This window comes from Sphingomonas sp. CFBP 13714 (assembly GCF_014842205.1).
GTDB lineage: Bacteria > Pseudomonadota > Alphaproteobacteria > Sphingomonadales > Sphingomonadaceae > Sphingomonas > Sphingomonas aerolata.
On sequence record NZ_JACYVG010000002.1, the window covers coordinates 157,130 to 180,582 of the forward strand.

Here is a 23,453-nt window from a genome sequence, read left to right on the forward strand (position 1 = left end):
GGGGGGGCCATGCCAACCGCCCGTATCTTCCAGCGCCCCAAGAACGCCATGCAGTCCGGCAAGCACCGGACCGACAGCTGGCAGCTCGAATTCGAACCCTCGGAGCCCAAGCGCCCCGACCCGCTGACCGGCTGGGCCGGCAGCGGCGACACGCGCGACCAGCTCCGCCTGTTCTTCCCGACCGCCGAGGCCGCGATCGCGCATTGCGAGCGTGAAGGGTTCGGCTACACGGTCGTACCGGCGCCGCAGAAGACGCTGAAGCTGCAGAGCTACGCGGACAACTTCAAATAAGCGACTACCCGACGCCGTTCCGGCGACGGGGCTGAAAACGGCTCAGCGCGCTCGTCGCTAGAGGATCGATCCCGCGAGGATCAACAGCATCTTTGCGTCGATCGCAACGCCCGCCTCGCGCTTTGCCGCGATGAAGGCGGGAATGTCGGCGAGCGGTACGCGGTGGACGGTGATGTTCTCGTCACCATCGCCGCCGCCGTCGCCGACCCTGGTCAGCCCGGTCGCACGAACCAGGGTGAAGCATTCCGACGTCATCCCCGGCGACGAATAGAAGAGCCCCAGATCCTCGATCGCGGCCGCGCGGTAGCCGGTTTCCTCCTCGAGCTCGCGCCCGGCGGCGACCGCGACGCTCTCGCCCGCGGTCTCGTCACCCACCAACCCGGCGGGCAGTTCGAGGCAGGCGCGGCCCAGCGGTACGCGAAACTGTTCGACCAGGATGACGTCGCCCGCGTCGATCGCGACGATCACGGCTGCCGCGATCTGCCCGCGGCGTTCCGCATATTCCCACGTGCCTTCGGTCTGCACGGTCAGGAACTTGCCCGCCCATACGGTCGTGGTCATAATTCGATCAGCCTGTCGGGAAGTTCGTTGATCGCCGCACCGGTTCGCGGGAAATGCTCGGCGAGCACCGTGCCGATCTGCGCGACGGCATCGGCCATGCCGTCTGCGGGCCGGTCGTCGCGCACCGCGGTGAGCACGGCCGCCATCGCCGCACCCCAGATCTCGTTCGGCACGCGCGAATGGATGCCCGAGTCCGCGACGATCTCCGCGCGGTGTTCGGCAAGCGACAGGTACAGCAACACGCCCGTCGCGCCGCGCGTGCGCTTTTCCGCACCCGCCCGGAACAGCATCACCGCACGCCGGCGCACCCGCCGCGATTTTGTCGCGCCCGGCGTCAGCGCGAGTCGTAGCGCGGGGATAGTGAGAAGCAGGCGCATACCCAGGAACACCAGCGTCATCAGGACGAGCGCGATCGCGAACAACGCGCCCTGTGGTGCCGACTGCGCCCAGGGATCGACGAGCCGCGCATAGATCTGGTCGGCCGCCACGGGATGCAGCGCGAGCACTGCAAGGCTCAGCAGCATGGCGAGCACGGACCATTGCAGCGAGACGTCGTGATAGGCGTCGGACTGGCGCGCGACGATCGTGACGATCTCGCCCGTCGTCGTGGTTTCGGCCTGCGTCACAGCGGCGGTGACGCGGCCGTGATCGGCTTCGCTCAACCGCATGTCACCAACTCCCCGATGCGCCGCCGCCGCCGGCAGATCCGCCGCCGCCGCCGCCAAAACCGCCGCCCATCCAGCCACCGCCGCCGCTGTCGCCGCCGCCGCCGCCCCAGCTGCTACCGCCGCCGCCGCCGCGCCGTGACATCTCGTTGGCGATGCTCCACAGCACGATCGGCAGTGTCCCGTTGCCGCCGCCACCGCTTGAATAGCGGGTGCCACCGGCACGCCGCGAGATCATCGGAATGACGATCGCGGCGGCCACGATCCCGAAGATGATCAGCCCGATCGGCACGCCGCCACCGTTGCCGGACGGCGCGCGGCGATGCGTCTTGTCATATTCCGCCGCCGCCGCGCCGACCTTCGCGCGGGCCTCTGCGTCGGGCAAAGCGAGCTGGTCCGCGACCGCATTCGTGCCCGCGACGATCCCGCCGGTCATGTCGCCGGCCTTGAAGCGCGGCAGGAACTGCTGGTTGATCACGACGCTCGAAAACGCGTCAGTCAGGACCGGTTCCAGCCCATAGCCGACCTCGATCCGCACCTTGCGATCGTTCGGCGCGACGAGCAGGATCGCGCCGTTATTGGCGTCCTTCAGCCCGACCCCCCAGTTCCGCAGCAGGCGATAGCCATAATCCTCGATCGGATAGCCCTGCAGATCGGCGATGGTCGCGACGACCAGCTGGTTGCCCGTCGCCTTTTGCAGATCGTCGAGTCGTTTGGTGAGCGCAGTCTCCTGCTCGGGCGGGATCACGTTTGCCGAATCAACCACGAAGCCGGTGAATTTCGGGAAGGTCTGGGCGCCTGCGGTGCCGCTGCCGAGCAGCACCGCGAAGAGGAGCGCCGCGAGGACGCGGATCATGCCGCCGGCTCCGCGATCAGCTCGCGTTGCCGAAGTTCACCGTCGGTGCCGTCTCGGCCCCCGGCGTGGTCGCGGCAAATGGCACCATCGGCTTTGCGCCATAGAAGATCTTCGCGCCGACCGCGTCGGGGAAGGTGCGGATCTTGGTGTTATAGGCCTGGACTGCGCCGTTATAATCGCGTCGTGCGATCGTGATGCGGTTCTCGGTGCCTTCGAGCTGGCTCATCAGCGTGGTGTAATTGGCCTGGCTCTTGAGCTCGGGATAGGCCTCCTGCAGTCGCTGCAGCGACAGCCCGACGGCACCCTGCACGCGCGAGAATTGCTCGATCTTCGCCGGGTCGGTCAGGTCGTCGCCCGAGACCTGCACCGTGCTCGCCGCGGCGCGCGCCTGCGTCACCTCGACCAGGATGCTCTTTTCCTGCGCGCCGGCCGCCTTGACCGTCGCGACGAGGTTGGGGATCAGGTCGGCGCGGCGCTGATAGTCGTTCTGGACATCGGCCCAGCGCGCCTTAACATTTTCCTCGGCGGTCGGGATGCTGTTGATCCCGCAGCCGCCAAGCGTCGCCGCGAGCGCAACGACGGCGGATCCGCGAAGAATCTGGGCATAGGACGACATCGGGGCTCTCCTGCTGGTCTGTATCACCCCCATAGGACAGCGGACCGGCTTGGCGAAACCGAAATCGATGGCTAGCGTGCGGGGGACTGGAAAAGGGGGCGCAAATGCTCAAGGAATTCAAAGCGTTCATCATGCGCGGCAACGTGCTCGATCTGGCTATTGCGGTGATCATCGGGGCGGCGTTCAGCAAGATCGTCACCTCGCTGACCGACGACGTGCTGATGCCGGTGATCGGCAAGATTTTCGGCGGGCTCGATTTTTCGAGCTATTTCTGGCGGATGGGGCCTGTCCCCGCAAACTATGTCGGGTCGCTCAGCGACTATGCGGCGTTGAAGAAGGCGGGGGTGCCGTTGCTCGGCTATGGCGCGTTCGCGACGCAGCTCGTCAACTTCGTGATCGTCGCCTTCATCATCTTCATGATCCTGCGCGTCGTGAACCGCGCGGCGGCGCTGATCGAGCGTGAAACCGCGCGGCTCAAGCGTGAGGAAGAAGCGACTCCGGTCGCGCCGGCGCCCGAGCCGGTCGAGATCGCGCTGTTGCGGGAGATCCGCGACGAGCTCAAGGCGCGCGGCTGATCGTCCTGGCCCTCTCCCTGCGGGGGAGGGCGGGATCAGGCTGCGGCCAGATCCTCGGCGTTCGCATCCGCCAGGCTCGTGCCATCGAGGATCCGCGCGGTCTCGTCGCGGACGCGCATCATCGCAAAGCGGATCGCGCAGTCTGCCTCGCTCTTGCAGTCGAGGCAGGGCCGATAGGCCGTGCGGCTGACGCAGGGCACCAGCGCGAGCGGGCCCTCGATGATCCGGATGATCTCGCCGAGCGAGATCAGGTGGCTGGGGCGCGACAGGCGATAGCCGCCCATCTTGCCGCGATGGCTGTGCAGCAAGCCGGACTCGCGGAGGTCCGCAAGGATCAGCTCGAGAAACTTGCGCGGTACATTGGCCTCCGCCGCGATGCGGGTCATCGGGATCGGTGGACCCCCGACCGGGGCGCCGCCAAGGAAGATCATCGCGCGAAGCGCGTAGCGAGAGCGCTGCGTCAACATAATACAGATTTCTATGCACGCGGTTTGTGGCGAGCGAAAGGCCGCAAAGGGCAAAATCACAGGCTTTTAATCGGCCGACCGCCGCTCTATATCACAAGCGTCATCGGGGGAATTCTCCTCTGGTGACTATGGCGATAAACCGTGGCGTGTCATAGACACAGCGGACCCGGGGGCAGTACCCGGCGACTCCACCACCGCCCTCTTCGCAAGAGGGGGACGATGACGGGGTCGAACTAGGATCGACGTGTGTTCAACGACGCTATGTTTCGCTCGGAATGGGACCACCGCAACGGCCCATACACAAGTGCCAACGATAACGAAGCACTCGCAATTGCCGCATAACTGACGGTCTAACGACCTAAGTTATACGGACGAAAGCGCGGTTCGGGCCACACCGGGCAACAGAAGTGGAAACCGGCGGTACGGGGGGCACCGAGCAACAGAAGCTCCCCACTCAAATCCTATTCAGATCGGTGTATGCCCGCCGTCAGGCCGCCAGTTGGGCGATCAGGTTGTCGAGCCGCGGGCTGAACCCGACGATGCCGATCAGCAGCTGGACGAGGCTCAGCATTCCCGCGCCCCACCAATAGGCCAGGTGCACCCGCCCGCGCAGTTGCGCATCGAACAGCATCGCAGCGCCCAGATAGGCCATGGTCGCGATGAATATCGCCCAGGTCCCGGACGGACCCATCAGCGGCATCGGCAGGATGCGCCCCAGCGCGGGCGACATGATCAGGATCGTCGCGGACAGCATCAGGCGCTTGTGCCAGTCGGACCGGTGTCTCAGCTGGATCGCCCAGCCCGCCAGGATCGCAAAGCCGATGATCTGAAGGTCGAGCGCGAGGAAAAGGCCCGGCGTGAAGAAGGGCGGGACGCGGTTGAGCCGGACGGCCATGACCGTCGTCGCGACGCCCACCACGACCATGACCGGGACCAGACATGCGGTTGCGACGCCCAGTCGCCGGTGCGTCGCGATCGACCCCCGGTCGACCAGCCAGTTCTGCGCAACGTAGAGGATGATCCAGCCGAAGAAGACGGCAGCGTGCAGATGGACCTGGGCGGGAAGCCCGACGATGTTCCAGTCCGTCCGCTGCAGGTCCAGCCCGAACCCCGCGAAGACGGTGACCGCGATGATCGCAGCCAGCATGAGATAGAAACGCCGCTCGGCGGTGATCGCCGACACGCTGGTCGCCAAGGTTGCCATGATGCCCCCGCATCTTTGCTGCCTTGGCCGAGAATGCGCATGCACGCTGGACGCTGCAAGCCGATAGCAGCGTGTCCGGCCGTCATTCTCGTACAAATTGTAGAACGCGGATCCCGCGGCATCGCGCCGCCGGCTTCCGCAATCGTGATCGCCACGAAAAAGGGGACCCGGTTGCCCGGATCCCCTTTCGCTAGTTGCCAGTCGGCAAGATCGCTTAGTCGCGATCGCCCGTCAGGAACGCCGGAGCGAACTCGGGGGCCTTGTCGCCGTCCGAACGCTCGGCGCGGGGCGCGCGCTCGCCGCCCTGACCACCGCCGTCGCGACGCGGGCCACGGCCACCGCCGTTGCCGCCATCACGACCACCATCGCCGTCACGACGCGGGCCGCGGGGACCACGATCACCGCCGCCGCCTTCGCCGCGCGGGCCACGACCGCCACCGCCGTTACCGGCATCACGACCACCATCGCCATCGCGACGCGGACCGCGCGGACCACGGTCACCGCCTTCGCGCGGCTCACGGGCAGGACGCGTGTCCTCCAGCTCTTCGCCGGTCGTCTGGTCGACGACGCGCATCGACAGGCGAACCTTGCCGCGCGGATCGATCTCGAGGACCTTGACCTTGACTTCCTGGCCTTCGCTCAGCGCATCGGAGACCTTCTCGACGCGCTCGTTCTTGATTTCGGACACGTGGACGAGACCGTCCTTGCCACCCATGAAGTTCACGAACGCACCGAAGTCCACGAGATTGACGACCTTGCCGTCATAGACCTTGCCGACTTCGGCTTCCTCGACGAGGCCCTTGATCCACTTGATCGCGGCTTCGATCTGCGCGGGGTCGGACGACGACACCTTGATCACGCCCTCGTCGTCGATGTCGACCTTGGCGCCGGTCTGCGCGACGATCTCGCGGATCACCTTGCCGCCGGTGCCGATGACTTCACGGATCTTCGACTTCTCGATCGTGAAGGTCTCGATACGCGGTGCGTGTGCCGACAACTCCTCACGCGTGTGGTCGAGCGCCTTGGCCATTTCGCCCAGGATGTGCGCACGGCCTTCCTTGGCCTGTGCCAGCGCCTTGCCCATGATCTCCTCGGTGATGCCGGCGATCTTGATGTCCATCTGCATCGTGGTGATGCCCTCGGACGTGCCGGCGACCTTGAAGTCCATGTCGCCGAGGTGATCCTCGTCGCCAAGGATGTCCGACAGAACCGCGAAGTTCTTGCCCTCGAGGATCAGCCCCATTGCGATGCCCGACACCGGACGCTTCAGCGGAACGCCTGCATCCATCATCGACAGCGAACCGCCGCAGACCGTCGCCATCGACGACGAGCCGTTGCTCTCCGTGATGTCCGACAGAACGCGGATCGTGTACGGGAACTCTTCCTTCGACGGCAGCACCGGGTGCAGCGCGCGCCAGGCAAGCTTGCCGTGGCCGACTTCGCGACGACCCGGCGCACCGAAGCGACCGACTTCACCGACCGAGTAGGGCGGGAAGTTGTAGTGGAGCATGAAGTTTTCGTACGACAGACCGTTCAGGCCGTCGATCATCTGCTCTGCGTCGCGCGTGCCGAGCGTGGTGGTGCAGATCGACTGGGTCTCACCACGCGTGAACAGCGCCGAGCCGTGCGTCCGCGGGAGGAAGTGGACCATCGCTTCGATCGGACGGATCTGCGTGGTGGTGCGGCCGTCGATGCGGGTGCCGTCCTTGAGGATGGCGCCGCGGACGATCTCAGCCTCCAGCTTCTTCATCAGCTTGCCGGCTGCCATCTGGTCCTGCGGAGTCGCATCGGCAAAGGCGGTCTTGCCCTTGGCGCGTGCGGCGTTCAGCAGGTCCGAACGCTTGGACTTGTCGGTCACCTTGTAGGCGGCCGCAATGTCCTTGCCGATCAGCTTCTTCAGCTTGTCCTTGGCGGTCGACAGGTCGGCCTGCTCGGCCATCTCCCAAGGATCCTTGGCAGCCTGCTCGGCCAGATCGATGATCAGGTTGGCGGCTTCGCGGCATGCCTTGTGCGCGAACTGGACCGCGCCGAGCATGATCTCTTCCGAAAGCTCCTTGGCTTCCGACTCGACCATCATCACGGCCTGGCCGGTGGCGGCGACGACGAGGTCGAGATCACCCGCCTTGGCTTCGTCGAGCGTCGGGTTGAGTATGTAGGCGCCATCGACATAGCCGACGCGGGCTGCACCGATCGGGCCCATGAACGGCACGCCCGAGATCGTCAGCGCAGCCGACGCCGCGACCATCGCGAGGATGTCCGGCTCGTTCTCGCCGTCATACGACAGAACCTGGCAGATCACGTTGATCTCGTTGTAGAAACCCTCTGGGAAGAGGGGACGGATCGGGCGATCGATAAGACGGCTGGTCAGCGTCTCCTTTTCGGTCGCGCCGCGCTCACGCTTGAAGAAGCCACCGGGGATGCGGCCGCTTGCGGAGAACTTCTCCTGGTAATGGACGGTGAGCGGGAAGAAATCCTGCCCTTCCTTGACGGTCCGTGCAGCCGTGACGGCGCACAGAACGACGGTCTCGCCGAGGGTGGCGAGCACGGCGCCGTTTGCCTGACGGGCCACGCGGCCGGTCTCGAGCGTCAGCGTCTTGCCGCCCCACTGGGCGCTTACGGTTTTGGTATCGAACATTTCGTTTCCTTCACTCCGGCGGCCAGATGCCGACCGGGGCCTATGTGCGAGCTAAGCCGGCTCGCGGCGGTGTGGAGCGAGTTGTCGCTCCTTGCCAGTCCACCGAATTGCGTCCTGGCGTTTGCCTCCGCGCGCGATGGCGCGGAATCAAAGTCGTATATACAAAAACGGCCCCCCGAAGGGAGCCGTTCGTTTTACTTGCGGAGACCGAGCTTCGCGATCAGATCCAGATAGCGCTGGCCGTCCTTGTGACGGAGATAGTCCAGCAGCGACCGGCGCTTGTTGACCATCATCAGGAGACCACGACGCGAGTGGTTGTCCTTCTTGTGGCCCTTGAAGTGCTCGGTCAGGTTCTTGATCCGCTCGGTCAGGATCGCGACCTGGACTTCGGGCGAACCCGTGTCGCCGTCCTGGCGTGCGTGGATCTTGACCAGCTCGGTCTTGCGTTCAGCGGTAATCGTCATGAATTCTCAGTCCTTCGACATCACAGATTGAAACCGCGAACGACCCGGACGTCTCCGTCCTCGACCTCGACCAGCGCGACCGGGACAGCGTCCAGCTCGGCGAAGTATTGGCCATTGTCTGCGGCGATCCCGGCCAAGATACGCCCCTGTCGGAGCGCCCCTGCCTGGTCGGGGGTGAGGGAGAGAGCCGGGATGTCGTCCAGCGCCACCCTCAAGGGCAGTAGTACATCTTCAAGCGCGGAGGCCTTAGCGAGTTCGTCCAGTTTGTCCAGCGATATCGCCGATAAGAGGTCGAACGGACCGGCCTTTACGCGGCGCAGCATGGTGACGTGGCCGACGGTTCCGAGCGCCGGCGCGATGTCGCGCGCGAGGGAACGGATATAGGTGCCCTTGGAGACATGCGCGGTGAGGGTGACCGCCTCGAGACGCGTGTTCTGTAGAGCCTCATCATCACCGCGGACGGGATGGGCGGTGAGTGCGTAGATCGTCACATTCCGGCTGGCCAGCACCACGTCCTGCCCGGCGCGGGCGAGGTCGTAGGCGCGCTCGCCATCAATCTTGAGCGCGGAATAGGCGGGGGGCACCTGCGCGATCGGGCCGGTGAACTGCGCCAGAACCGCCTCGACCGCTGCCATTGTCGGGCGCACGTCGGAGGTGGCGATGCTTACGCCCTCGGCGTCGAGCGTGTCGGTCTGAACCCCGAACATTATGGTGAAATCATAGATCTTGTCGCTGTCGAGCATCCGCCCAGCAAGCTTGGTCGCCTCGCCGACCGCGATCGGCAGCACGCCGGTCGCGAGCGGATCAAGCGTGCCGCCGTGGCCGACCTTGAACTTGCCATAGCCGCCGTTGCGCAGCGCGCGCTTCACGGCGGACACGCCCTGCGTCGAGCCCAGCCCCAGCGGTTTGTCGAGTATGATCCAGCCATGCATGTCGTAGGATCCTTGAAGATTGGGGCAGGGCGAGCCCCACCCACTCCGTCATCCTGACGAAAGTCAGGACCCAGAGCCACGAGAGACGGTGTTTGGTACCCTGGGTCCTGACTTTCGTCAGGATGACGGGAAGGGGCGAAGGGCAGGGAGCTACCCCAAAGCCTCGGTGAAATGCCGCCGGCACAACGCAACATAGCGGTCGTTGCCGCCGATCTCGGTCTGCTGCCCCTCGGCGATCGCGCGGCCGTTCGCGTCGACGCGCAGGTTCATCGTCGCCTTGCGCCCGCACATGCACACCGACTTGATCTCGACCAGCGAGTCGGCCAGCGCCAGCAGCCGCGCCGAGCCGGGGAACAGCGCGCCCTGGAAATCGGTCCGCAAGCCGTAGGCGAGCACCGGGATGCCGACCACGTCGCAGATCTGCGCGAGCTGGTCGACCTGAGGCGCAGTCAGGAACTGTGCCTCGTCCACCAGCACGCAGGAGATAGCATCCTCGGCGTGCTGCCGGGCGATGCAGGCTCCGATATCGGTCTCCGCGTCGAACGCGATCGCCGGTGCCTCCAGCCCGATCCGCGACGTGATCGTGCCCGCCGCAAAGCGGTCATCGATCGCGGCGGTGAACAGCATCGTCCGCATCCCGCGCTCGCGGTAGTTAAAGTCCGCCTGGAGCAGGTTGGTCGACTTGCCCGCGTTCATCGACGCATAATAGAAATACAGCTTGGCCATCGGCTCAACCCAAAGACGCGTCGCGCGGCGGCGTCAATCCTCGGACAGGTCACGCGCGATATGCGGATCGCGCAGCAGTGTGTCGATGTGCGTGCCCTCGTCGAAGCTCTCGTCGGCGACGAATTTCAGCTTGGCGGCATAGCGCGTCTGCACGCGGGTCGCGACTTCGCGCTGGAGATAGGCGGTGTTCGTCCGCAGCGCCTTCAGCACCTTTTCCTCGTCCTTGCCGAGCAGCGGTTTCACGAAGACGGTGGCGTGACGCAGGTCGGGGGACATGCGCACCTCGGTGATCGTGACGAGGTGCTTTTCGAGCACCGGATCATGCACGTCGCCGCGCGCGAGGATGTCGCTGAGCGCGTGACGCGCCTGCTCGCCCACGCGCAGCGCGCGGACGGTTTTGATCTCTGGGGTATCGGTCTTCATTCTTCTAACTCCCTCGCCCCTCCGGGGAGAGGGTGGGGATGAGGGGCGGCCGCAGGCGTTACCGCCCGGTACTGCCCCTCACCCAACCCTCTCCCCGAGGGGGAGAGGGTTTCAGTATTACAGCGTGCGGTCGCGCATCTCGACTTCGAACGTCTCGAGGACGTCGCCGGCCTTGATGTCGACGAAGTTCGACGTGAACGTCACGCCACACTCCAGCCCGGCGCGGACTTCGGCGACATCATCCTTGAAGCGACGCAGCGATGCGATTTCGCCTTGGTAGATGATGACGTCGTTGCGCGTGATGCGTGCCTTGAGCGCCTTGCGGATATTGCCCTCGGTAACGAGCAGACCCGCCGCCTTGCCATGCTTGCCCGCCGAGAAGACCTCGCGGATATCGGCACGACCGACGACCGTCTCGAACGCTTCCGGCCCAAGCTCGCCGGCCATGCCCGCCCGGATCTCGTCGATCAGGTCGTAGATCACGTCATAATATTTGAACGCGACCTTCTGGCGCTCGGCGATCTCGCGTGCCTTGGCATTCGGACGAACGTTGAAGCCGATGATCGGTGCACCCGATGCCGCCGCCAACGTGACGTCCGACTCGGTGATGCCACCGACGCCCGAGCTCAGTACGCGCGCCTTGATCAGGTCGGTGGAGATCTTGTTGATCGCCCCGACGATCGCCTCGACGGTACCCTGCGTATCGGCCTTCACGACCAGCGGATATTCGATCGCCTGCTTTTCCTTGAGCGCCGAGAACATGCTCTCGAGGCTGGCAGGAACCGATGCCGTCCGCTTGTCGGTCTTCACGCTGCGACGATATTCCGCGACCTCGCGGGCACGCGCCTCGTTCTCGACAACCTGGAACGGGTCACCCGCCGACGGCACGCCCGACAGACCGAGGACCTCGACCGGCATCGCCGGACCGGCTTCCTTGATCTGCTTGCCCTTGTCGTCGACCAGCGCACGAACCTTGCCGCTCTCGCCGCCGACCACGAAGATGTCGCCGACCTTGAGCGTACCACGATTGACGAGGATCGTCGCAACCGGACCACGACCCTTGTCGAGCTTGGCCTCGATCACCGTACCCTCGGCCGCGCGATCCGGATTGGCGCGCAGTTCGAGCAGTTCGGCCTGGAGCTGGATCTTCTCGATCAACGTGTCGAGACCGATCTTCTTGGTCGCGGAGACTTCGACGTCCTGGACGTCGCCGCCCATGTCCTCGACCACGATCTCCTCGCTCAGCAGGCGCTCGCGCACCTTCTGGGCATTGGCGCCTTCCTTGTCGATCTTGTTGATCGCGACGATCATCGGCACGCCTGCCGCCTTGGTGTGGGCGATCGCCTCCACCGTCTGCGGCATCAGGCCGTCGTCCGCCGCCACCACGAGGATGACGATATCGGTGACATCCGCACCGCGCGCACGCATCTGCGTGAACGCCTCATGGCCCGGCGTGTCGAGGAAGGTGATCTTCGACTTGTCCTTCAGCGTAACCTGATACGCGCCGATATGCTGGGTGATGCCACCCGCTTCGCCGCGCACCACGTCGGTGCCGCGCAGGGCATCGAGCAGCGACGTCTTGCCGTGATCGACGTGACCCATGATCGTGACGACCGGGGCACGCGGACGCAGCGTCTCCTCGGCATCGTCAATCGTGTCGTTCGCCAGATCCTGGTCGACATCGCTGACGCGCGTCAGGTTGTGACCGAATTCGGTGACGAGCAGTTCGGCCGTATCCTGGTCGATCGTCTGCGTCATCGTGACGGGCATGCCCATCTTGAACAGCGCCTTGACGAGGTCTGCACCCTTCTCGGCCATACGGATGGCGAGTTCCTGCACGGTGATCGCCTCGGGGACGACCACGTCGCGGACCTGCTTGGCCTGCGGCTCGCGCGGACCACCGGTGCCACGACGCTCCTTCTCACGCGCACGCTTGAGCGCGGCGAGCGAGCGGGCGCGAGCGCCATCGCCATCGCCGAGGGCGCGGTTGACGGTCAGCTTGCCCGAGGTGCGACGATCGTCGCCCTTGCGGTCACGCTGCTGCGGCCGGGCTGGGGGTGCGTCGCGACGGACGCCGCCGGCCGGCGCGTTGGCACCGGTTGCACCAGGGCGCGCTGCGGTCGTGCCGGCATTGGCCGTCGTCGCCGGCGCTGCAGGTGCAGGTGCCGGGACGGGCTTCGGCGGCGGCGGAGGACGCTCGGGACGGGCGACTGGCGAGAACCGGCGGGGTGCCGGCATCGACGGATCGCGCGACAATTCGAGAATCGGCGGCGGGGCCGGCGGTGCGACAGGCGCGGGCGCCGGCTTGGGAGCCGGTGCTGGCACCGCTACCGGAGCTGGCGTCGGAGTCGGCGCGGGTGCCGGGGCCGCAGCGGGGGCAGGGGCCACCGCAACGGGGGCTTCAACCGGCGCGGCAGCAGGCGTCGGCGCTACGATCGGCGCTGCTTCGACGACGGGTGCCGGTGCAGGTGCAGGCGCCTCAACGGGCTTCGGCGCAGGTGCAGCCTTGGCTTCCGCCTCGGCACGCGCGCGTTCGGCGATGCGGTTGCGCTCGTCCTCGGCGGCCTTGGCGCGCTCGGCTTCCTGGCGACGACGCCCTTCTTCGAGCGTGTTCATCCGCTGCTCTTCCGCCTCGCGGAGAAGCTTGGCCTGCCGCTCCTGCGGCGACAGGTTGCTCGGTGCCTGCTGGCGTACCGGTGCGGGGGCGGGCTGCGGCGCACGCGCCTGCGGAGCCGGTGCGGGGGCCGCAACCGGCGCGGGCGCGGCAACCGGCGCATCGGCGACCGGACCGTCGGGCTCGCCCGGACGGCGCAGGACGCGCGCACGCTTGGTTTCCACGATCACCGTATTCGATCGGCCGTGGCTGAAGCTCTGCTTCACCTGGCCGGTCTCGACCGTGCGCTTCACACCCAAAGGTGCGCGCATGCCAAGTTTCGGCTTCTCGTTGTCCGTGTCGCTCACTCAAATTCCTCAGTCATGTCCACGGCCGGGCTGTGTCCGGTCGATCCGGACGCCCCTGTTATGGGTGACGTCCCGTTTTGTTGAGACGCCGATGCGCCCTGCGAGGCCGTTTCGCAAGACACGGGAGAAGGTTCGGGGCCGATAAAATGCAGCCAACGGTCGAGCGCTTCGCTCACCCGCTTTGCTGCAGCGCGGTCAGTCAGGCCAATGTGTACCACATTCTCCCGCCCCAGCGCCAATGCCAATATGGTACGTGACGCAGGCAGTGCCAACCCCCGCAGGCCCGAGCCTTCGACATCGTTGCCGATGCGCCACGCCTGGTCGAGCTTGCGGTTGCCGTCCTCGGCCGCATCGGACGCATGATACAGCGCCTTCAGCTTGCCCTGGCGCGCATTCTGTTCGATCCGGTCCGAGCCAATCAGCACGGTGCCCGAGCGCGATTCGAGCCCAAGCCGGTCGAGTGCGTTGCGCTCGAGCGCGGCTTCGATCTGCGCGGGCAGTTCGGGGGGAATTGCGAACTCGCCGGTCTTGAACGCACGCGCGAGCGCGCCTTTCAGCTTGCCCTTCTTGATCGCAGCCTCGAGCTCGACGCGGGTGACGCCGATCCACGCACCACGACCAGGCGCCTTGGCACGCACGTCGGGATGGATCTGCCCGTCGGGCGCAAGCGCGAGTCGCACGAGATGTGGCCGAACATCGCGCTCGCCCGATAGGATGCACTTGCGAATGGGGGCGTCTTCATCCCCCTCGCGCACGCGGGATGGGTTAGGCTCGCGCCCACCTGCACCCTTGTTCTTAGCCGAGGCCGGGCGCCCACCCTTCGGTCCTCTCCCGCTTGCGGGAGGGGAGGAAGGAAGGTCGTCGGTAGCGCCTAGCGTCTCATCGGGAGGGTTCCGCATGTGCGTCCTCCTGCGCCGGAGTCGTCTTCGGGGCGTCGCGATCGACCAGCAGCTGGCCGCCCGCGCCGTAATTCTCGGTCGACACCTCTTCGATCACGATCTGCACCGCAGCCGGGTTCTTTCCCAGCCGCTCGACGAGCGACTGGGTGACGTCGGCGACGATGCCGGCCTTCTGGTCCTTGGTCGCGGACCCCGAAATGCGGATGCTGACAAACGGCATCAGGCCTTGTCGTCCTCGCTCTTCGCGTCGGTCGTGTCCGCAGCGTCATCCGCCACGACGTCATCCGCCGCAGTGTCCTCAGCCGCAGTGTCCTCAGCTGCAGTGTCCTCGGCCGAAGCCTCTTCCACCGGCGCCTCGTCCGCCTCGACGGCGTCAGCCTCAGGGGCCTCGTCCTCGAACCAGTGCGCGCGCGCGGCCATGATGATCTCGTTGCCCTGTTCGTCGCTGAGACCATATTCGGCGAGGATGCCGCCCTTGGGCTCGGGACGCTTGGGCGCGTCGTCGTTGCGGCGGCGCGGTTCGGCGCGCTTCTTCTCGACGAGCTCGTCGGTCGCAAGATCCGCGAGATCGTCGAGCGTCTTGATGCCCGCCTTGCCGAGCGTGACGAGCATCGCCTCGTTCAGATACGGCATGTCGATCAGCGCGTCCTCCACGCCGAGCGCGGTACGCTCTTCGCGGCTGGCCGCGTCGCGACGCTCGAGCGCCTCGGTCGCGCGGTTCTGCAACTCGCCAGCCAGATCCTCGTCGAAGCCCTCGATGCCGGCGATCTCCTCGACCTCGACATAGGCGACTTCCTCGAGGCTGGTGAACCCTTCGGCGACCAGCAGCTGTGCGAGCGTCTCGTCGACGTCGAGCTCCTTCTCGAACATTGCCGAACGCTCGACAAAGTCCTTCTGGCGCTTCTCGGAGGCATCGGCCTCGGTGAGGATGTCGATCGCCTTGCCAGTCAGCTGCGACGCGAGCCGCACGTTCTGGCCACGACGGCCGATCGCCAGCGAAAGCTGGTCGTCGGGAACCACCACCTCGATGCGCTCTTCCTCTTCGTCGATCACGACGCGGCTGACCGAGGCCGGCTGCAGTGCGTTGACGACGAAGGTCGCGATGTCGGGCGACCAGGGGATGATGTCGATCTTCTCGCCCTGCATTTCCTGCACGACGGCCTGAACTCGCGACCCCTTCATGCCGACGCACGCGCCGACCGGATCGATCGACGAATCATGGCTGATCACGCCGATCTTGGCGCGCGAACCGGGATCGCGGGCTGCGGCCTTGATCTCGATGATGCCGTCGTAGATTTCGGGGACTTCCTGCGCGAACAGCTTCTTCATGAAGTCGGGGTGTGCGCGGCTGAGGAAGATCTGCGGACCGCGGTTCTCGCGGCGGACGTTCAGGATCAGCGAGCGGATGCGGTCGTTGACGCGCACGACTTCGCGCGGGATCTGCGCGTCGCGGCGGATGACGCCTTCCGCGCGGCCCAGGTCGACGACGACATGGCCGAACTCGACGCGCTTGACGACGCCGGTGATGATCTCGCCTGCGCGGTCCTTATATTCTTCGAACTGGCGCTCGCGCTCGGCGTCGCGGACCTTCTGGAAGATGACCTGCTTGGCAGCCTGTGCGGCGATGCGGCCGAATTCGATCGGGGGCAGCGGATCGACGATGAAGTCGCCGAGCGCCGCGTCCTTCTGGAGCTTCTGCGCGCCCTTGACGTCGACCTGCTTGAAATAGTCGTCGACGGCCTCGACCACTTCGACGACGCGCCACAAGCGCAGATCGCCGGTGTTCGGGTCGAGCTTGGCGCGGATGTCGTTCTCGGCGCCGTAGCGCGAGCGAGCCGCCCGCTGGATCGCGTCCTCCATCGCCTCGATCACGATCGCCTTGTCGATCATCTTCTCCGACGCGACCGAATTCGCGATCGCGATCAGTTCCGCGCGGTTTGCGGTGACTGCCGTGGCCATCAATGCTGTCCTTCTTCGGTCTCGACGCCGCGAGCATCAGGCTCATCGGACGTATCTTGATAGAAAACCTCGTCCGCGCCTTCGGTCGAAAGCGGCGCGGTCGCGGCGATGAGTCGGTCGGTCATGACGAGCTTTGCATCGGCCACCTGGGCGAAGTCGATCGTCATGATCTTGTGCTTGTTCACGTCGACGGTGATCTTGGTCCCCTCGACGCCCATCAGGTTGCCCGAGATCTGCTTGCGATCCTCGAACGGCTCGACGAGGCGGATACGCGCTTCCTGGCCTTCCCAATCGGCAAAGTCCTGGAGCCGGGTCAGCGGGCGGTCGATACCGGGGCTCGACACTTCGAGACGGTACGCGTCCTCGCCGACCGGGTCCTTGCCCTCGGCCTCGAGCGCATCGAACTTGTCCGAGATGCGGCGCGACAGTTCGGCGCAATCCTCGATCACCAGCTGGCGGGTGTCGGGACGCTCGGCCATCACCTGCAGCGTCGGATCGGACTTGCCGCCCTGCATGCGCACGCGCACGAGGCTGAGGCCGAGCGCCTTGGCTTCGGGTTCGATCAATTCGGTCAACAGGGCGATATTCGCCATCGCAATTCCAAACAGGGCCAAAGCACAGGTGATCAGCGCCGCGGAGCGAACCCCGCAGCCTCTTCATCTGGCGATGTAGAGAAAGTAGGATCTCCATACCCGCGATGACAACGCTTCGCAAGCGGGAGCAACCTTCGTTCGTCACGCCGCGTTGGCGCAGGGATTTCCGGGAGAAGATCATGATCCGTCGCACATTGGCCGCCACCGGCCTGATATCCGCCACTTTGCTCGCCGCGGCCGCCTGTTCCGCACAGCCCGCGGCGGGGGAAAAGCCGTTCAGCGAAACGGTCGTCGCCGATTTCGAGTCGCCCTGGGCGATGACGGTACTGCCCGACGGGCGGATGCTGGTGACGGAGAAGGCCGGTGAAATGCTGCTCGTCTCTGCCGATGGGAAGCAGCGTCAGACGGTCGCGACGATCACCGTCGATTCGGCAGGGCAGGGCGGGTTGATGGACGTCGTCCTCGCGCCCGACTTCGCGACGAGCAAACGCGTGTATTTCAGCTATTCGTCGGCGGGTGCGGGCGGCAAGGGGGTGGTCCTCGCGCGAGGTCGGTTGCGGCCTGACGGTGGTGGGGGCGAGCGGCTCGGCGAGATCCAGGTGATCTTCAGCGCCCGGCCGTTCGTCGAGGGTAACGGCCATTATTCGGGTCGCATCGCGTTTTCGCCCGACGGCAAATATCTGTTCTTCACCAATGGCGACCGCCAGAAATTCACCCCGGCGCAGGATCCCAAGGTCACGCTTGGCAAGGTCCTTCGCCTGACGCTCGACGGCAAGCCCGCGCCTGGCAATCCGCTCGCGGCCAAGGGCTTCGCACCCGAGATCTGGAGCTATGGCCACCGCAACCTGCTCGGCATCGCATTCGACGCGCAGGGCAATCTCTGGGAGCAGGAGATGGGGCCGAAGGGCGGCGACGAGGTCAATCTGATCACGCCCGGCCAGAATTACGGCTGGCCCAACGCGTCGAACGGCAGCCATTATGACGGGCGCGACATTCCCGACCACACGCCCGGCGACGGCTATGCGGCGCCCAAGGTGTCGTGGAACCCAGTGATCTCGCCCGGCGGGTTGATGATCTATTCCGGCAGCATGTTCCCGCAGTGGAAGGGGGATGCGTTCATCGGCGGGCTGTCGTCGAAATCACTCGTCCGCGTCGACCTGAACGGCACCAATGCCGCCAAGGGCGACCAGTGGGACATGGGCGCGCGTATTCGCGAAGTGGAACAGGGCCCCGACGGCGCGATCTGGGTGCTGGAGGACGGCGGCGAATCGCAGGGGCGTCTGATCAAGCTGACGGCGCGGTAAGACTGCGCTGCCTCCTGCCCGCGGGCGGGAGGCGGGGTCAGTCGCGGACGATCAGGTAATTCATCCGCGCGGCCGCGATCGGCTTGTCGCGGTCGTCCTGCCACGCGGTCGCCTCGACATTGGCCACGCGCGTGCCGAGCCGGGTGACCACGCCTGCCGCGCGCGTCGGCTTGTCGCGGCCGCCGCGCATGAAATCGACGGTGACGGTCACCGGCTTGATCCGTACGCTGGCGTCGTCAGGCCCCTCGGTCTCGATCGCATGGTAGAGCGCCGCGATCGCCGCGACCTCGAGCAACCCCGATATCGCGCCGCCGTGGAGGAACCCGGGGCGGCCGATCACGTCGTCGCCGAACGGCATCAGCAGCACCGGCCGACCCTCCGCGTCGCGTTCGATCTCGACGCCCAGCGTTGCGGCATAAGGTGGCAGCGTGCTCACCATGACCCGAGCACCATGAACGTGCCCGCGACATGCGCAAGCGGATCGGCGGGATCGCCGTCATGCGCCTGGCCGCGGACGAACGCGATCGACCGCGTGAGGCGATAGCATTCGCCGCGTCCGATCACCGTCTTGCCGGGTGTCGCCGGGCGCAGGTAATCGACGCGCAGGTCGAGTGTCGCGTGCGGCACGAACGCCGCGCGGCGGATCCAGATCGCGATGCTGGCGGCCATGTCCATCATCGTGATGATCGGCCCCGACGCGATCACGCCGCTGGCCGGATCGCCGATCAGCTTTTCGTCATAGGGCAGCGCGAGCTCCGCCCAGTCCGCGCCATGCGCATGATAGCGCATCCCGAGCGCGGCGCCGTGCCCGCCGAACCCATGTCGTGTAAACCGCTCTGCGTCGAAGCCATCCATACCCCGACCTCTACACGCCAGCGACCGCCACGCAACATTGCCGCACATGCGGGGCGGGGCTAGCATCGAGCGCAACGAGATCATGAGAGAGGATCGCCATGAACGACCGGGTCACCATCGCCGTCGCGGACGGGATCGCCGATGTCCGCCTCAACCGCGCGGACAAGATGAACGCGATCGACCCGGCGATGTTCGAGGGGATCGCCGCTGCGATCGACCGGCTGGCGGGGATGGCCGAGGTGCGCGTCGTCGTGTTGTCGGGTGAGGGGCGGGCGTTCTGCGCGGGGCTCGACATGGCGTCGATGGCGGGCGGCGGGTCGGGGCTGTCGCTCGATGACCGGGCGTATGGCGATGCCAATCTGGTACAGCAGGTCGCCTGGGGCTGGCGCACCCTGCCGATGCCGGTGATCGCCGCGGTCCACGGCGTCGCGTTCGGCGGCGGGTTCCAGATCATGTCGGGCGCGGATATCCGCATCGCCCACCCGCAGGCGCGGTTCGCGATCCGCGAGACGCATTGGGGGCTGGTACCCGACATGGCGGGGATCGCGCTTTGGCGGACTCTGGCGCGCGACGACGTGCTGCGCGAATTGACTTACACCGCGCGCGAGTTCGACGGGGCGGAGGCGCTGCATCACGGCTTCGTCACGCGGCTGGACGAGGATCCCCATGCCGCCGCGATGACGATGGCCCGTGCGATCGCCGCGAAGAACCCGCAGGCGATCCGGGGTTCAAAGGCGCTCTACACACTCGCCGCGGATGCGGACTCGGCGGCGATCCTGCGCGCCGAAAGCGACGCGCAGGGGCAGGTGATGCGCAAGCCCAATCAGATCGAACAGGTCCGCGCCAATCTCGAAAAGCGCGCGGCGGTGTTCGTCGACTAGGCGCTACTTCATCAGGACGAGCTCTTCCGCCATCGTCGGGTGCAGCGCGACAGTCGCGTCGAAATCGGCCTTGCTGAGCCCCGCCTTCACCGCCACCGCGGCGGACTGGAGGATCTCGGGGCAGTCGGGGCCGATCATGTGGATGCCGACAACGCGGTCGGTCTCGCCGTCGCAGATCATCTTGTAGAGCGAGCGCTCGTTGCGCCCTGCCAGCACGTTCTTCATCGGCCGGAAGTCCGAGGTGTAGACCTTCACCGACCCCAGTGCCTGCTTGGCCTGCGATTCGGTCATGCCGACGCCGGCCATCGGCGGGTGGCTGAACACCGCGGCGGGGACGTTGGCGTAATCGACGCGGGTCGGCTTGTTGCCGAAGAAGGTGTCGGCGAACGCCTGCCCCTCGCGGATCGCGACCGGGGTCAGCTGGATGCGGTTGGTGACGTCGCCGACCGCGAAGATGCTGTCGCAGCTCGACCGGTTGTCCTCGTCGACCACCACCGCGCCCGCCGCGTCAAGTTCGACCCCGGCCGTCTCGAGCCCGAGGCCCTTGGTGTTCGGCAGGCGGCCCGTCGCGAACAGGACGAGATCGACGACGATCGGCTCGTGCCCGCTGGTATGCACGGTCAGGCAACCGTCCTCGCCCTTGTCGATCCCCTGGAACGCCGCGTTGAAGCGGAAGTCGATGCCCTTGCTCATCGAGATCTGGAGCAGCCGGTCGCGGATCGATTCGTCATAGCCGCGCAGGATCACGTCGGTGCGGTTGATCAGCGTGACGTGCGATCCGAACTGATGGAAGATGCCGGCGAATTCATTGGCGATATAGCCCGCACCCGCGATCAGCACGCGCTTCGGCACGTCGTCGAGATGGAACACCTCGTTCGAGGTGATGCCGTGCTCGGCACCGGGGCAGTCCGGCACCAGCGGGTGCGCGCCGACCGCGATCAGGATCTTCGCCGCGGTCTTCTTGCTGCCGTCGGCAAGTGTGACTTCGTTGGGGCCCGAGACGACCGCGCGCTGGTGGATGATGTCGACATGGTTGTTCTCGAGCGTCTGAGTGTAGGCGCCGTTGATCCGGTCGACCTCCTCCATGACGTTGTCGCGCAGCGTCGGCCAGCTGAACGCGCAATCGTCGGGCACCTGCCAGCCGAAGCGCTTGGCGTCCTTCAGATCCTCGGCGAAATGGGCGCCGTAGATCAGCAGCTTCTTCGGCACGCAGCCGCGGATGACGCAGGTGCCGCCGACGCGATATTCCTCGGCGACCGCGACGCGTGCCCCGTGCGCGGCGGCAACGCGCGATGCACGCGTGCCGCCCGAGCCGGCGCCGATGACGAAGAGGTCATAGTCGAATTGGGTATCGGTCACGGGCTATCCTTGTACGTCGCGCTGCGGCTTTGGATGCCATCTGGGGCAGGGGGGATGCACGGACAAGACCGATGCGGCGATCAGGGTGATCGGCTAGCTCTATCGCCGACCCGCCCTGCGCATCGGCATCGCGTCGATCGTCCGCTCCAGGACGGCGGCGGGGAAGGGGTGTGCGCTGCGCAGTTTCTCACCGCCATCTTTGCCGATGAGGATCGCGGTGAAGGTCCCGGGAAGGCGGAACTTGCGGCGCAGCGCGGGGGCGGTGTCGCCGGCGCCGCGAACCTGATCGCCGACGATTTCGACGACAGCGAGGTCGCGCTCGTCGCGTTTCGCAGTCCAGTTGTCGAGGATGCGGCGCTGCTCGGCGAGTTCCGGGTCCTGCGGGGAGGGGGCCGCAACGATCAACACGCGGCGATCCCATCGCATCTGCGCGAGGGTAGGGGAGGCGGCGAGCGCTACGGCGAGGAGGATGAGCATAGCGCGGTAACGCTTGAGGCGCGCGCATGGTCCCCCCCCAAATACCACCCCGGCGAAGGCCGGGGCCCAGTTGGGAAGGCCTCACTGTGATAAACTGGGGTTCGCCCAACTGGACCCCGGCCTTCGCCGGGGTGGCGGAATGGGGTGGGGCGCAATCAGCGCACGCCCACCCCAAAAATCACCCGAAGGCGCGCTTGATCAAATCGTCCGTCGAAGGATCGAACGTCTGCCCGCCCTTCTCCGCGGCCTTTGCCATTTCCTTGCCCAGCTCGACCCCGAACTGGTCGAACGAGTTGATCCCCAGCAGCACGCCGTTCACGAACACGCGGTGCTCGTAGAACGCGATCAGCGCGCCCAGCGTGCGCGCGTCGAGATCGTCGAGCAGCAACGTCGACGATGGCCGGTCGCCCGAATAGCTGCGCGCGGGATCCTCGACCTGCTTGCCCGCCATCAACGCCGCACCCTGCGCAAAGGCGTTGAGCAACAGCGCCTTGTGATGCTCCTCGGGCAGCGTGTCGCCCGGCTCGATCGACGCGACGAACTCGACCGGCACCAGATGCGTGCCCTGGTGGAGCAGCTGGAACACCGCATGCTGCGCCTCGGTGCCGACCCCACCCCAGGTGATCGCCGCCGAAGGCCGCCCGAGCGGCTGGCCATCCGCGGTCACCGACTTGCCGTTCGACTCCATCTCCAGCTGCTGAAGATAGCTTGGCAGCAGCCGCAACCGCTCGTCATAGGCAAAGGTCGCACGCGTCTCGGCATGGCGGATCTGCGTGTAATAGAGGTCGGCGAACGCGGCGAGCGCTGGCGCATTCTCGTGCAGCGCGGCGAGGCGGAAATGGCGATCCATCTCGGCCGCCCCCTCGAGCAGTTCCTCGAACCGGTCCCAGCCGAGCGCGATCGCGGCCGGAAAACCGATCGTCGACCACAGCGAGTAGCGCCCGCCGACGCTCTCGGCGAACGGCAGGATCCGCGTCTCGTCGACGCCCCATTCCATCGCCTTTTCGGGCGCCGCGGTCAGCGCGATCACGCGGCCGTACGGATCCTCGACATTATGCTCATTCATCCACTGAAGCACCGCTTCGGCGTTCATCAGCGTTTCGGTCGTGGTGAAGGTCTTCGACGCGACCACCAGCAACGTCGCGGCCGGATCGAAGCGTTCGAACACGTCCTCCAGCGCGACGCCGTCGACATTGGCGACGATCCCGACATCATAACGCTTGTCGTCGCGCCCGAGCGAGTCGACCAGCAATTGCGGCCCCAGCGCGGACCCGCCGATGCCGACATGCAGGATATGCCGCACGGGGCCGAGCGCATCCGCCTCGATCGCGTCGATCAGCGTGCGCATCCGCGAATGGCTCGCCTGTGCGATCGCGACGCTCTCGGGCTTGCCTTCGCCGCGCTCGGCGGTGTGCTCGACCGCGCGGCCTTCGGTGACGTTGACGATCTCGCCCGCGAACATCGCCTGGCGCTTGCCCGACAGGTCCTGCGCCTTGGCCATCTCCTCGAACGCGCTGATCATGTCCGCGGTCAGGTGCGTCTTCGACCAGTCGAAGTGGATGCCTGCGACGTCGAGGCTCAGCTTGGACAACCGCTCAGAGTCGGCGGCGAACAGGTCGGTGAGTTTGGCGGCGGGCAGGGCTTCGAGTTTGGACCAGTCGGCGGTCATGCAAAGTCTCCGATTTGGAATTCGTGCGCACCGATACGGCGACGCGAGCAAGAACACCATAACGTCCCGGGCGGCGATTGG

At 66.2% G+C, this 23,453-nt stretch carries 25 protein-coding genes and 1 other RNA gene; 5 read left to right on the forward strand and 21 right to left on the reverse strand.

Translation table 11 applies throughout. From position 1 onward, the window contains the following. Window positions 1-9 precede the first annotated feature (9 nt). A complete protein-coding gene (locus IFT54_RS05035; RefSeq protein ID WP_031440756.1) occupies window positions 10-291 on the forward strand; it encodes an ETC complex I subunit in 282 nt (93 codons plus the stop codon). Between the two features lie 57 nt (window positions 292-348). Here IFT54_RS05035 and IFT54_RS05040 read toward each other — a convergent pair whose 3' ends face one another. From IFT54_RS05040 to IFT54_RS05055, 4 genes are read right to left on the reverse strand one after another with little or no spacing between them, the layout of a single operon-like run. After that, window positions 349-855 carry an NUDIX domain-containing protein gene (locus IFT54_RS05040; protein ID WP_192070136.1) on the reverse strand — a complete coding sequence of 169 codons (507 nt, stop codon included), beginning with the start codon at window positions 853-855 and terminating at the stop codon, window positions 349-351. Next, window positions 849-1,520, reverse strand: coding sequence for a TPM domain-containing protein (locus tag IFT54_RS05045; RefSeq protein WP_107932127.1), 672 nt, complete (start codon window positions 1,518-1,520; stop codon window positions 849-851). The genes IFT54_RS05040 and IFT54_RS05045 overlap by 7 nt, the downstream gene beginning before the upstream one ends. A gap of 1 nt (window position 1,521) precedes the next feature. Further along, window positions 1,522-2,373 (reverse strand): TPM domain-containing protein, encoded by an 852-nt coding sequence (locus tag IFT54_RS05050; RefSeq protein ID WP_192069830.1) that lies wholly within the window; start codon window positions 2,371-2,373, stop codon window positions 1,522-1,524. Window positions 2,374-2,389: 16 nt separating this feature from the next. Beyond that, on the reverse strand, window positions 2,390-2,989 hold the full coding sequence (locus IFT54_RS05055) for a LemA family protein (RefSeq protein ID WP_031394860.1): 600 nt from the start codon (window positions 2,987-2,989) through the stop codon (window positions 2,390-2,392). Between the two features lie 104 nt (window positions 2,990-3,093). Here IFT54_RS05055 and mscL point away from each other — a divergent pair, with 104 nt between their 5' ends. Then, a complete protein-coding gene (gene mscL / locus IFT54_RS05060; protein WP_056679956.1) occupies window positions 3,094-3,564 on the forward strand; it encodes a large conductance mechanosensitive channel protein MscL in 471 nt (156 codons plus the stop codon). 35 nt (window positions 3,565-3,599) lie between these two features. On the opposite strand, the gene IFT54_RS05065 is transcribed toward mscL, so the two are convergent. Beyond that, entirely contained in the window at window positions 3,600-4,031 is a 432-nt protein-coding gene (locus tag IFT54_RS05065) for an RrF2 family transcriptional regulator (protein WP_031394858.1), read from the reverse strand. Window positions 4,032-4,091: 60 nt separating this feature from the next. Here IFT54_RS05065 and ssrA point away from each other — a divergent pair. Continuing rightward, window positions 4,092-4,447, forward strand: a transfer-messenger RNA (tmRNA) gene (ssrA, locus tag IFT54_RS05070). Window positions 4,448-4,518: 71 nt separating this feature from the next. On the opposite strand, the gene IFT54_RS05075 is transcribed toward ssrA, so the two are convergent. From IFT54_RS05075 to rimP, 11 genes are all read right to left on the reverse strand, one after another. Continuing rightward, window positions 4,519-5,235, reverse strand: a complete 717-nt coding sequence (locus IFT54_RS05075) for a hypothetical protein (protein WP_192069831.1) — start codon at window positions 5,233-5,235, stop codon at window positions 4,519-4,521. A gap of 214 nt (window positions 5,236-5,449) precedes the next feature. Beyond that, window positions 5,450-7,870 (reverse strand): polyribonucleotide nucleotidyltransferase, encoded by a 2,421-nt coding sequence (pnp, locus tag IFT54_RS05080; RefSeq protein WP_056405276.1) that lies wholly within the window; start codon window positions 7,868-7,870, stop codon window positions 5,450-5,452. A 194-nt stretch (window positions 7,871-8,064) separates the two neighbouring features. Next, a complete protein-coding gene (gene rpsO, locus IFT54_RS05085) occupies window positions 8,065-8,334 on the reverse strand; it encodes a 30S ribosomal protein S15 (protein WP_031394369.1) in 270 nt (89 codons plus the stop codon). A gap of 20 nt (window positions 8,335-8,354) precedes the next feature. After that, window positions 8,355-9,266 carry a tRNA pseudouridine(55) synthase TruB gene (gene truB, locus IFT54_RS05090; RefSeq protein WP_192069832.1) on the reverse strand — a complete coding sequence of 304 codons (912 nt, stop codon included), beginning with the start codon at window positions 9,264-9,266 and terminating at the stop codon, window positions 8,355-8,357. Window positions 9,267-9,416: 150 nt separating this feature from the next. Further along, window positions 9,417-9,992, reverse strand: coding sequence for a thymidine kinase (locus IFT54_RS05095; RefSeq protein WP_107045963.1), 576 nt, complete (start codon window positions 9,990-9,992; stop codon window positions 9,417-9,419). 33 nt (window positions 9,993-10,025) lie between these two features. Next, window positions 10,026-10,415: a 30S ribosome-binding factor RbfA gene (gene rbfA, locus IFT54_RS05100; RefSeq protein WP_031396110.1), complete on the reverse strand. Its 390-nt coding sequence runs from the start codon at window positions 10,413-10,415 to the stop codon at window positions 10,026-10,028. 117 nt (window positions 10,416-10,532) lie between these two features. Then, entirely contained in the window at window positions 10,533-13,376 is a 2,844-nt protein-coding gene (infB, locus tag IFT54_RS05105; protein WP_192069833.1) for a translation initiation factor IF-2, read from the reverse strand. Then, window positions 13,373-14,131 carry a DUF448 domain-containing protein gene (locus IFT54_RS05110; RefSeq protein ID WP_342354764.1) on the reverse strand — a complete coding sequence of 253 codons (759 nt, stop codon included), beginning with the start codon at window positions 14,129-14,131 and terminating at the stop codon, window positions 13,373-13,375. Before IFT54_RS05110 ends, infB begins: the two co-directional genes overlap by 4 nt. A gap of 124 nt (window positions 14,132-14,255) precedes the next feature. Next, entirely contained in the window at window positions 14,256-14,495 is a 240-nt protein-coding gene (locus IFT54_RS05115; RefSeq protein WP_031392998.1) for a tautomerase family protein, read from the reverse strand. Further along, the gene (gene nusA, locus IFT54_RS05120) at window positions 14,495-16,234 is read right to left on the reverse strand and encodes a transcription termination factor NusA (RefSeq protein WP_192069835.1); all 1,740 of its coding nucleotides are present in this window, start codon (window positions 16,232-16,234) and stop codon (window positions 14,495-14,497) included. Before nusA ends, IFT54_RS05115 begins: the two co-directional genes overlap by 1 nt. Further along, a complete protein-coding gene (gene rimP, locus IFT54_RS05125) occupies window positions 16,234-16,827 on the reverse strand; it encodes a ribosome maturation protein RimP (protein WP_037529486.1) in 594 nt (197 codons plus the stop codon). Before rimP ends, nusA begins: the two co-directional genes overlap by 1 nt. Window positions 16,828-17,006: 179 nt before the next feature. Here rimP and IFT54_RS05130 point away from each other — a divergent pair, with 179 nt between their 5' ends. Continuing rightward, window positions 17,007-18,131: a PQQ-dependent sugar dehydrogenase gene (locus IFT54_RS05130; protein WP_192069836.1), complete on the forward strand. Its 1,125-nt coding sequence runs from the start codon at window positions 17,007-17,009 to the stop codon at window positions 18,129-18,131. A 37-nt stretch (window positions 18,132-18,168) separates the two neighbouring features. On the opposite strand, the gene IFT54_RS05135 is transcribed toward IFT54_RS05130, so the two are convergent. Further along, window positions 18,169-18,570: a PaaI family thioesterase gene (locus tag IFT54_RS05135; protein ID WP_056405287.1), complete on the reverse strand. Its 402-nt coding sequence runs from the start codon at window positions 18,568-18,570 to the stop codon at window positions 18,169-18,171. Next, a complete protein-coding gene (locus IFT54_RS05140; protein WP_192069837.1) occupies window positions 18,564-18,986 on the reverse strand; it encodes a PaaI family thioesterase in 423 nt (140 codons plus the stop codon). Before IFT54_RS05140 ends, IFT54_RS05135 begins: the two co-directional genes overlap by 7 nt. Before the next feature lie 98 nt (window positions 18,987-19,084). On the opposite strand from IFT54_RS05140, the gene IFT54_RS05145 reads away from it, so the two are divergent. Next, the gene (locus tag IFT54_RS05145; protein ID WP_192069838.1) at window positions 19,085-19,867 is read left to right on the forward strand and encodes a crotonase/enoyl-CoA hydratase family protein; all 783 of its coding nucleotides are present in this window, start codon (window positions 19,085-19,087) and stop codon (window positions 19,865-19,867) included. 3 nt (window positions 19,868-19,870) lie between these two features. On the opposite strand, the gene gorA is transcribed toward IFT54_RS05145, so the two are convergent. The 3 genes from gorA to pgi form a co-directional block, all read right to left on the reverse strand. Next, window positions 19,871-21,226, reverse strand: coding sequence for a glutathione-disulfide reductase (gorA, locus tag IFT54_RS05150; RefSeq protein WP_056679987.1), 1,356 nt, complete (start codon window positions 21,224-21,226; stop codon window positions 19,871-19,873). A gap of 99 nt (window positions 21,227-21,325) precedes the next feature. Further along, on the reverse strand, window positions 21,326-21,703 hold the full coding sequence (locus IFT54_RS05155) for a DUF4174 domain-containing protein (RefSeq protein ID WP_192069839.1): 378 nt from the start codon (window positions 21,701-21,703) through the stop codon (window positions 21,326-21,328). 178 nt (window positions 21,704-21,881) lie between these two features. Further along, window positions 21,882-23,372: a glucose-6-phosphate isomerase gene (pgi, locus tag IFT54_RS05160; RefSeq protein ID WP_192069840.1), complete on the reverse strand. Its 1,491-nt coding sequence runs from the start codon at window positions 23,370-23,372 to the stop codon at window positions 21,882-21,884. Window positions 23,373-23,453 lie beyond the last annotated feature (81 nt).

What these genes read in the sequence shown, in the direction of transcription:
- pnp (WP_056405276.1), bottom strand. Translation starts at nt 7,870, where the DNA reads ATGTTCGATACCAAAACCGTAAGCGCCCAGTGGGGCGGCAAGACGCTG.
- rbfA (WP_031396110.1), bottom strand. Translation starts at nt 10,415, where the DNA reads ATGAAGACCGATACCCCAGAGATCAAAACCGTCCGCGCGCTGCGCGTG.
- IFT54_RS05045 (WP_107932127.1), bottom strand. Translation starts at nt 1,520, where the DNA reads ATGCGGTTGAGCGAAGCCGATCACGGCCGCGTCACCGCCGCTGTGACG.
- IFT54_RS05055 (WP_031394860.1), bottom strand. Translation starts at nt 2,989, where the DNA reads ATGTCGTCCTATGCCCAGATTCTTCGCGGATCCGCCGTCGTTGCGCTC.
- IFT54_RS05130 (WP_192069836.1), top strand. Translation starts at nt 17,007, where the DNA reads ATGATCCGTCGCACATTGGCCGCCACCGGCCTGATATCCGCCACTTTG.
- IFT54_RS05155 (WP_192069839.1), bottom strand. Translation starts at nt 21,703, where the DNA reads ATGCTCATCCTCCTCGCCGTAGCGCTCGCCGCCTCCCCTACCCTCGCG.
- IFT54_RS05035 (WP_031440756.1), top strand. Translation starts at nt 10, where the DNA reads ATGCCAACCGCCCGTATCTTCCAGCGCCCCAAGAACGCCATGCAGTCC.
- IFT54_RS05115 (WP_031392998.1), bottom strand. Translation starts at nt 14,495, where the DNA reads ATGCCGTTTGTCAGCATCCGCATTTCGGGGTCCGCGACCAAGGACCAG.
- nusA (WP_192069835.1), bottom strand. Translation starts at nt 16,234, where the DNA reads ATGGCCACGGCAGTCACCGCAAACCGCGCGGAACTGATCGCGATCGCG.
- IFT54_RS05050 (WP_192069830.1), bottom strand. Translation starts at nt 2,373, where the DNA reads ATGATCCGCGTCCTCGCGGCGCTCCTCTTCGCGGTGCTGCTCGGCAGC.
- IFT54_RS05145 (WP_192069838.1), top strand. Translation starts at nt 19,085, where the DNA reads ATGAACGACCGGGTCACCATCGCCGTCGCGGACGGGATCGCCGATGTC.
- rpsO (WP_031394369.1), bottom strand. Translation starts at nt 8,334, where the DNA reads ATGACGATTACCGCTGAACGCAAGACCGAGCTGGTCAAGATCCACGCA.
- IFT54_RS05095 (WP_107045963.1), bottom strand. Translation starts at nt 9,992, where the DNA reads ATGGCCAAGCTGTATTTCTATTATGCGTCGATGAACGCGGGCAAGTCG.
- pgi (WP_192069840.1), bottom strand. Translation starts at nt 23,372, where the DNA reads ATGACCGCCGACTGGTCCAAACTCGAAGCCCTGCCCGCCGCCAAACTC.
- mscL (WP_056679956.1), top strand. Translation starts at nt 3,094, where the DNA reads ATGCTCAAGGAATTCAAAGCGTTCATCATGCGCGGCAACGTGCTCGAT.
- IFT54_RS05140 (WP_192069837.1), bottom strand. Translation starts at nt 18,986, where the DNA reads ATGGATGGCTTCGACGCAGAGCGGTTTACACGACATGGGTTCGGCGGG.
- rimP (WP_037529486.1), bottom strand. Translation starts at nt 16,827, where the DNA reads ATGGCGAATATCGCCCTGTTGACCGAATTGATCGAACCCGAAGCCAAG.
- IFT54_RS05065 (WP_031394858.1), bottom strand. Translation starts at nt 4,031, where the DNA reads ATGTTGACGCAGCGCTCTCGCTACGCGCTTCGCGCGATGATCTTCCTT.
- truB (WP_192069832.1), bottom strand. Translation starts at nt 9,266, where the DNA reads ATGCATGGCTGGATCATACTCGACAAACCGCTGGGGCTGGGCTCGACG.
- IFT54_RS05135 (WP_056405287.1), bottom strand. Translation starts at nt 18,570, where the DNA reads ATGGTGAGCACGCTGCCACCTTATGCCGCAACGCTGGGCGTCGAGATC.
- IFT54_RS05075 (WP_192069831.1), bottom strand. Translation starts at nt 5,235, where the DNA reads ATGGCAACCTTGGCGACCAGCGTGTCGGCGATCACCGCCGAGCGGCGT.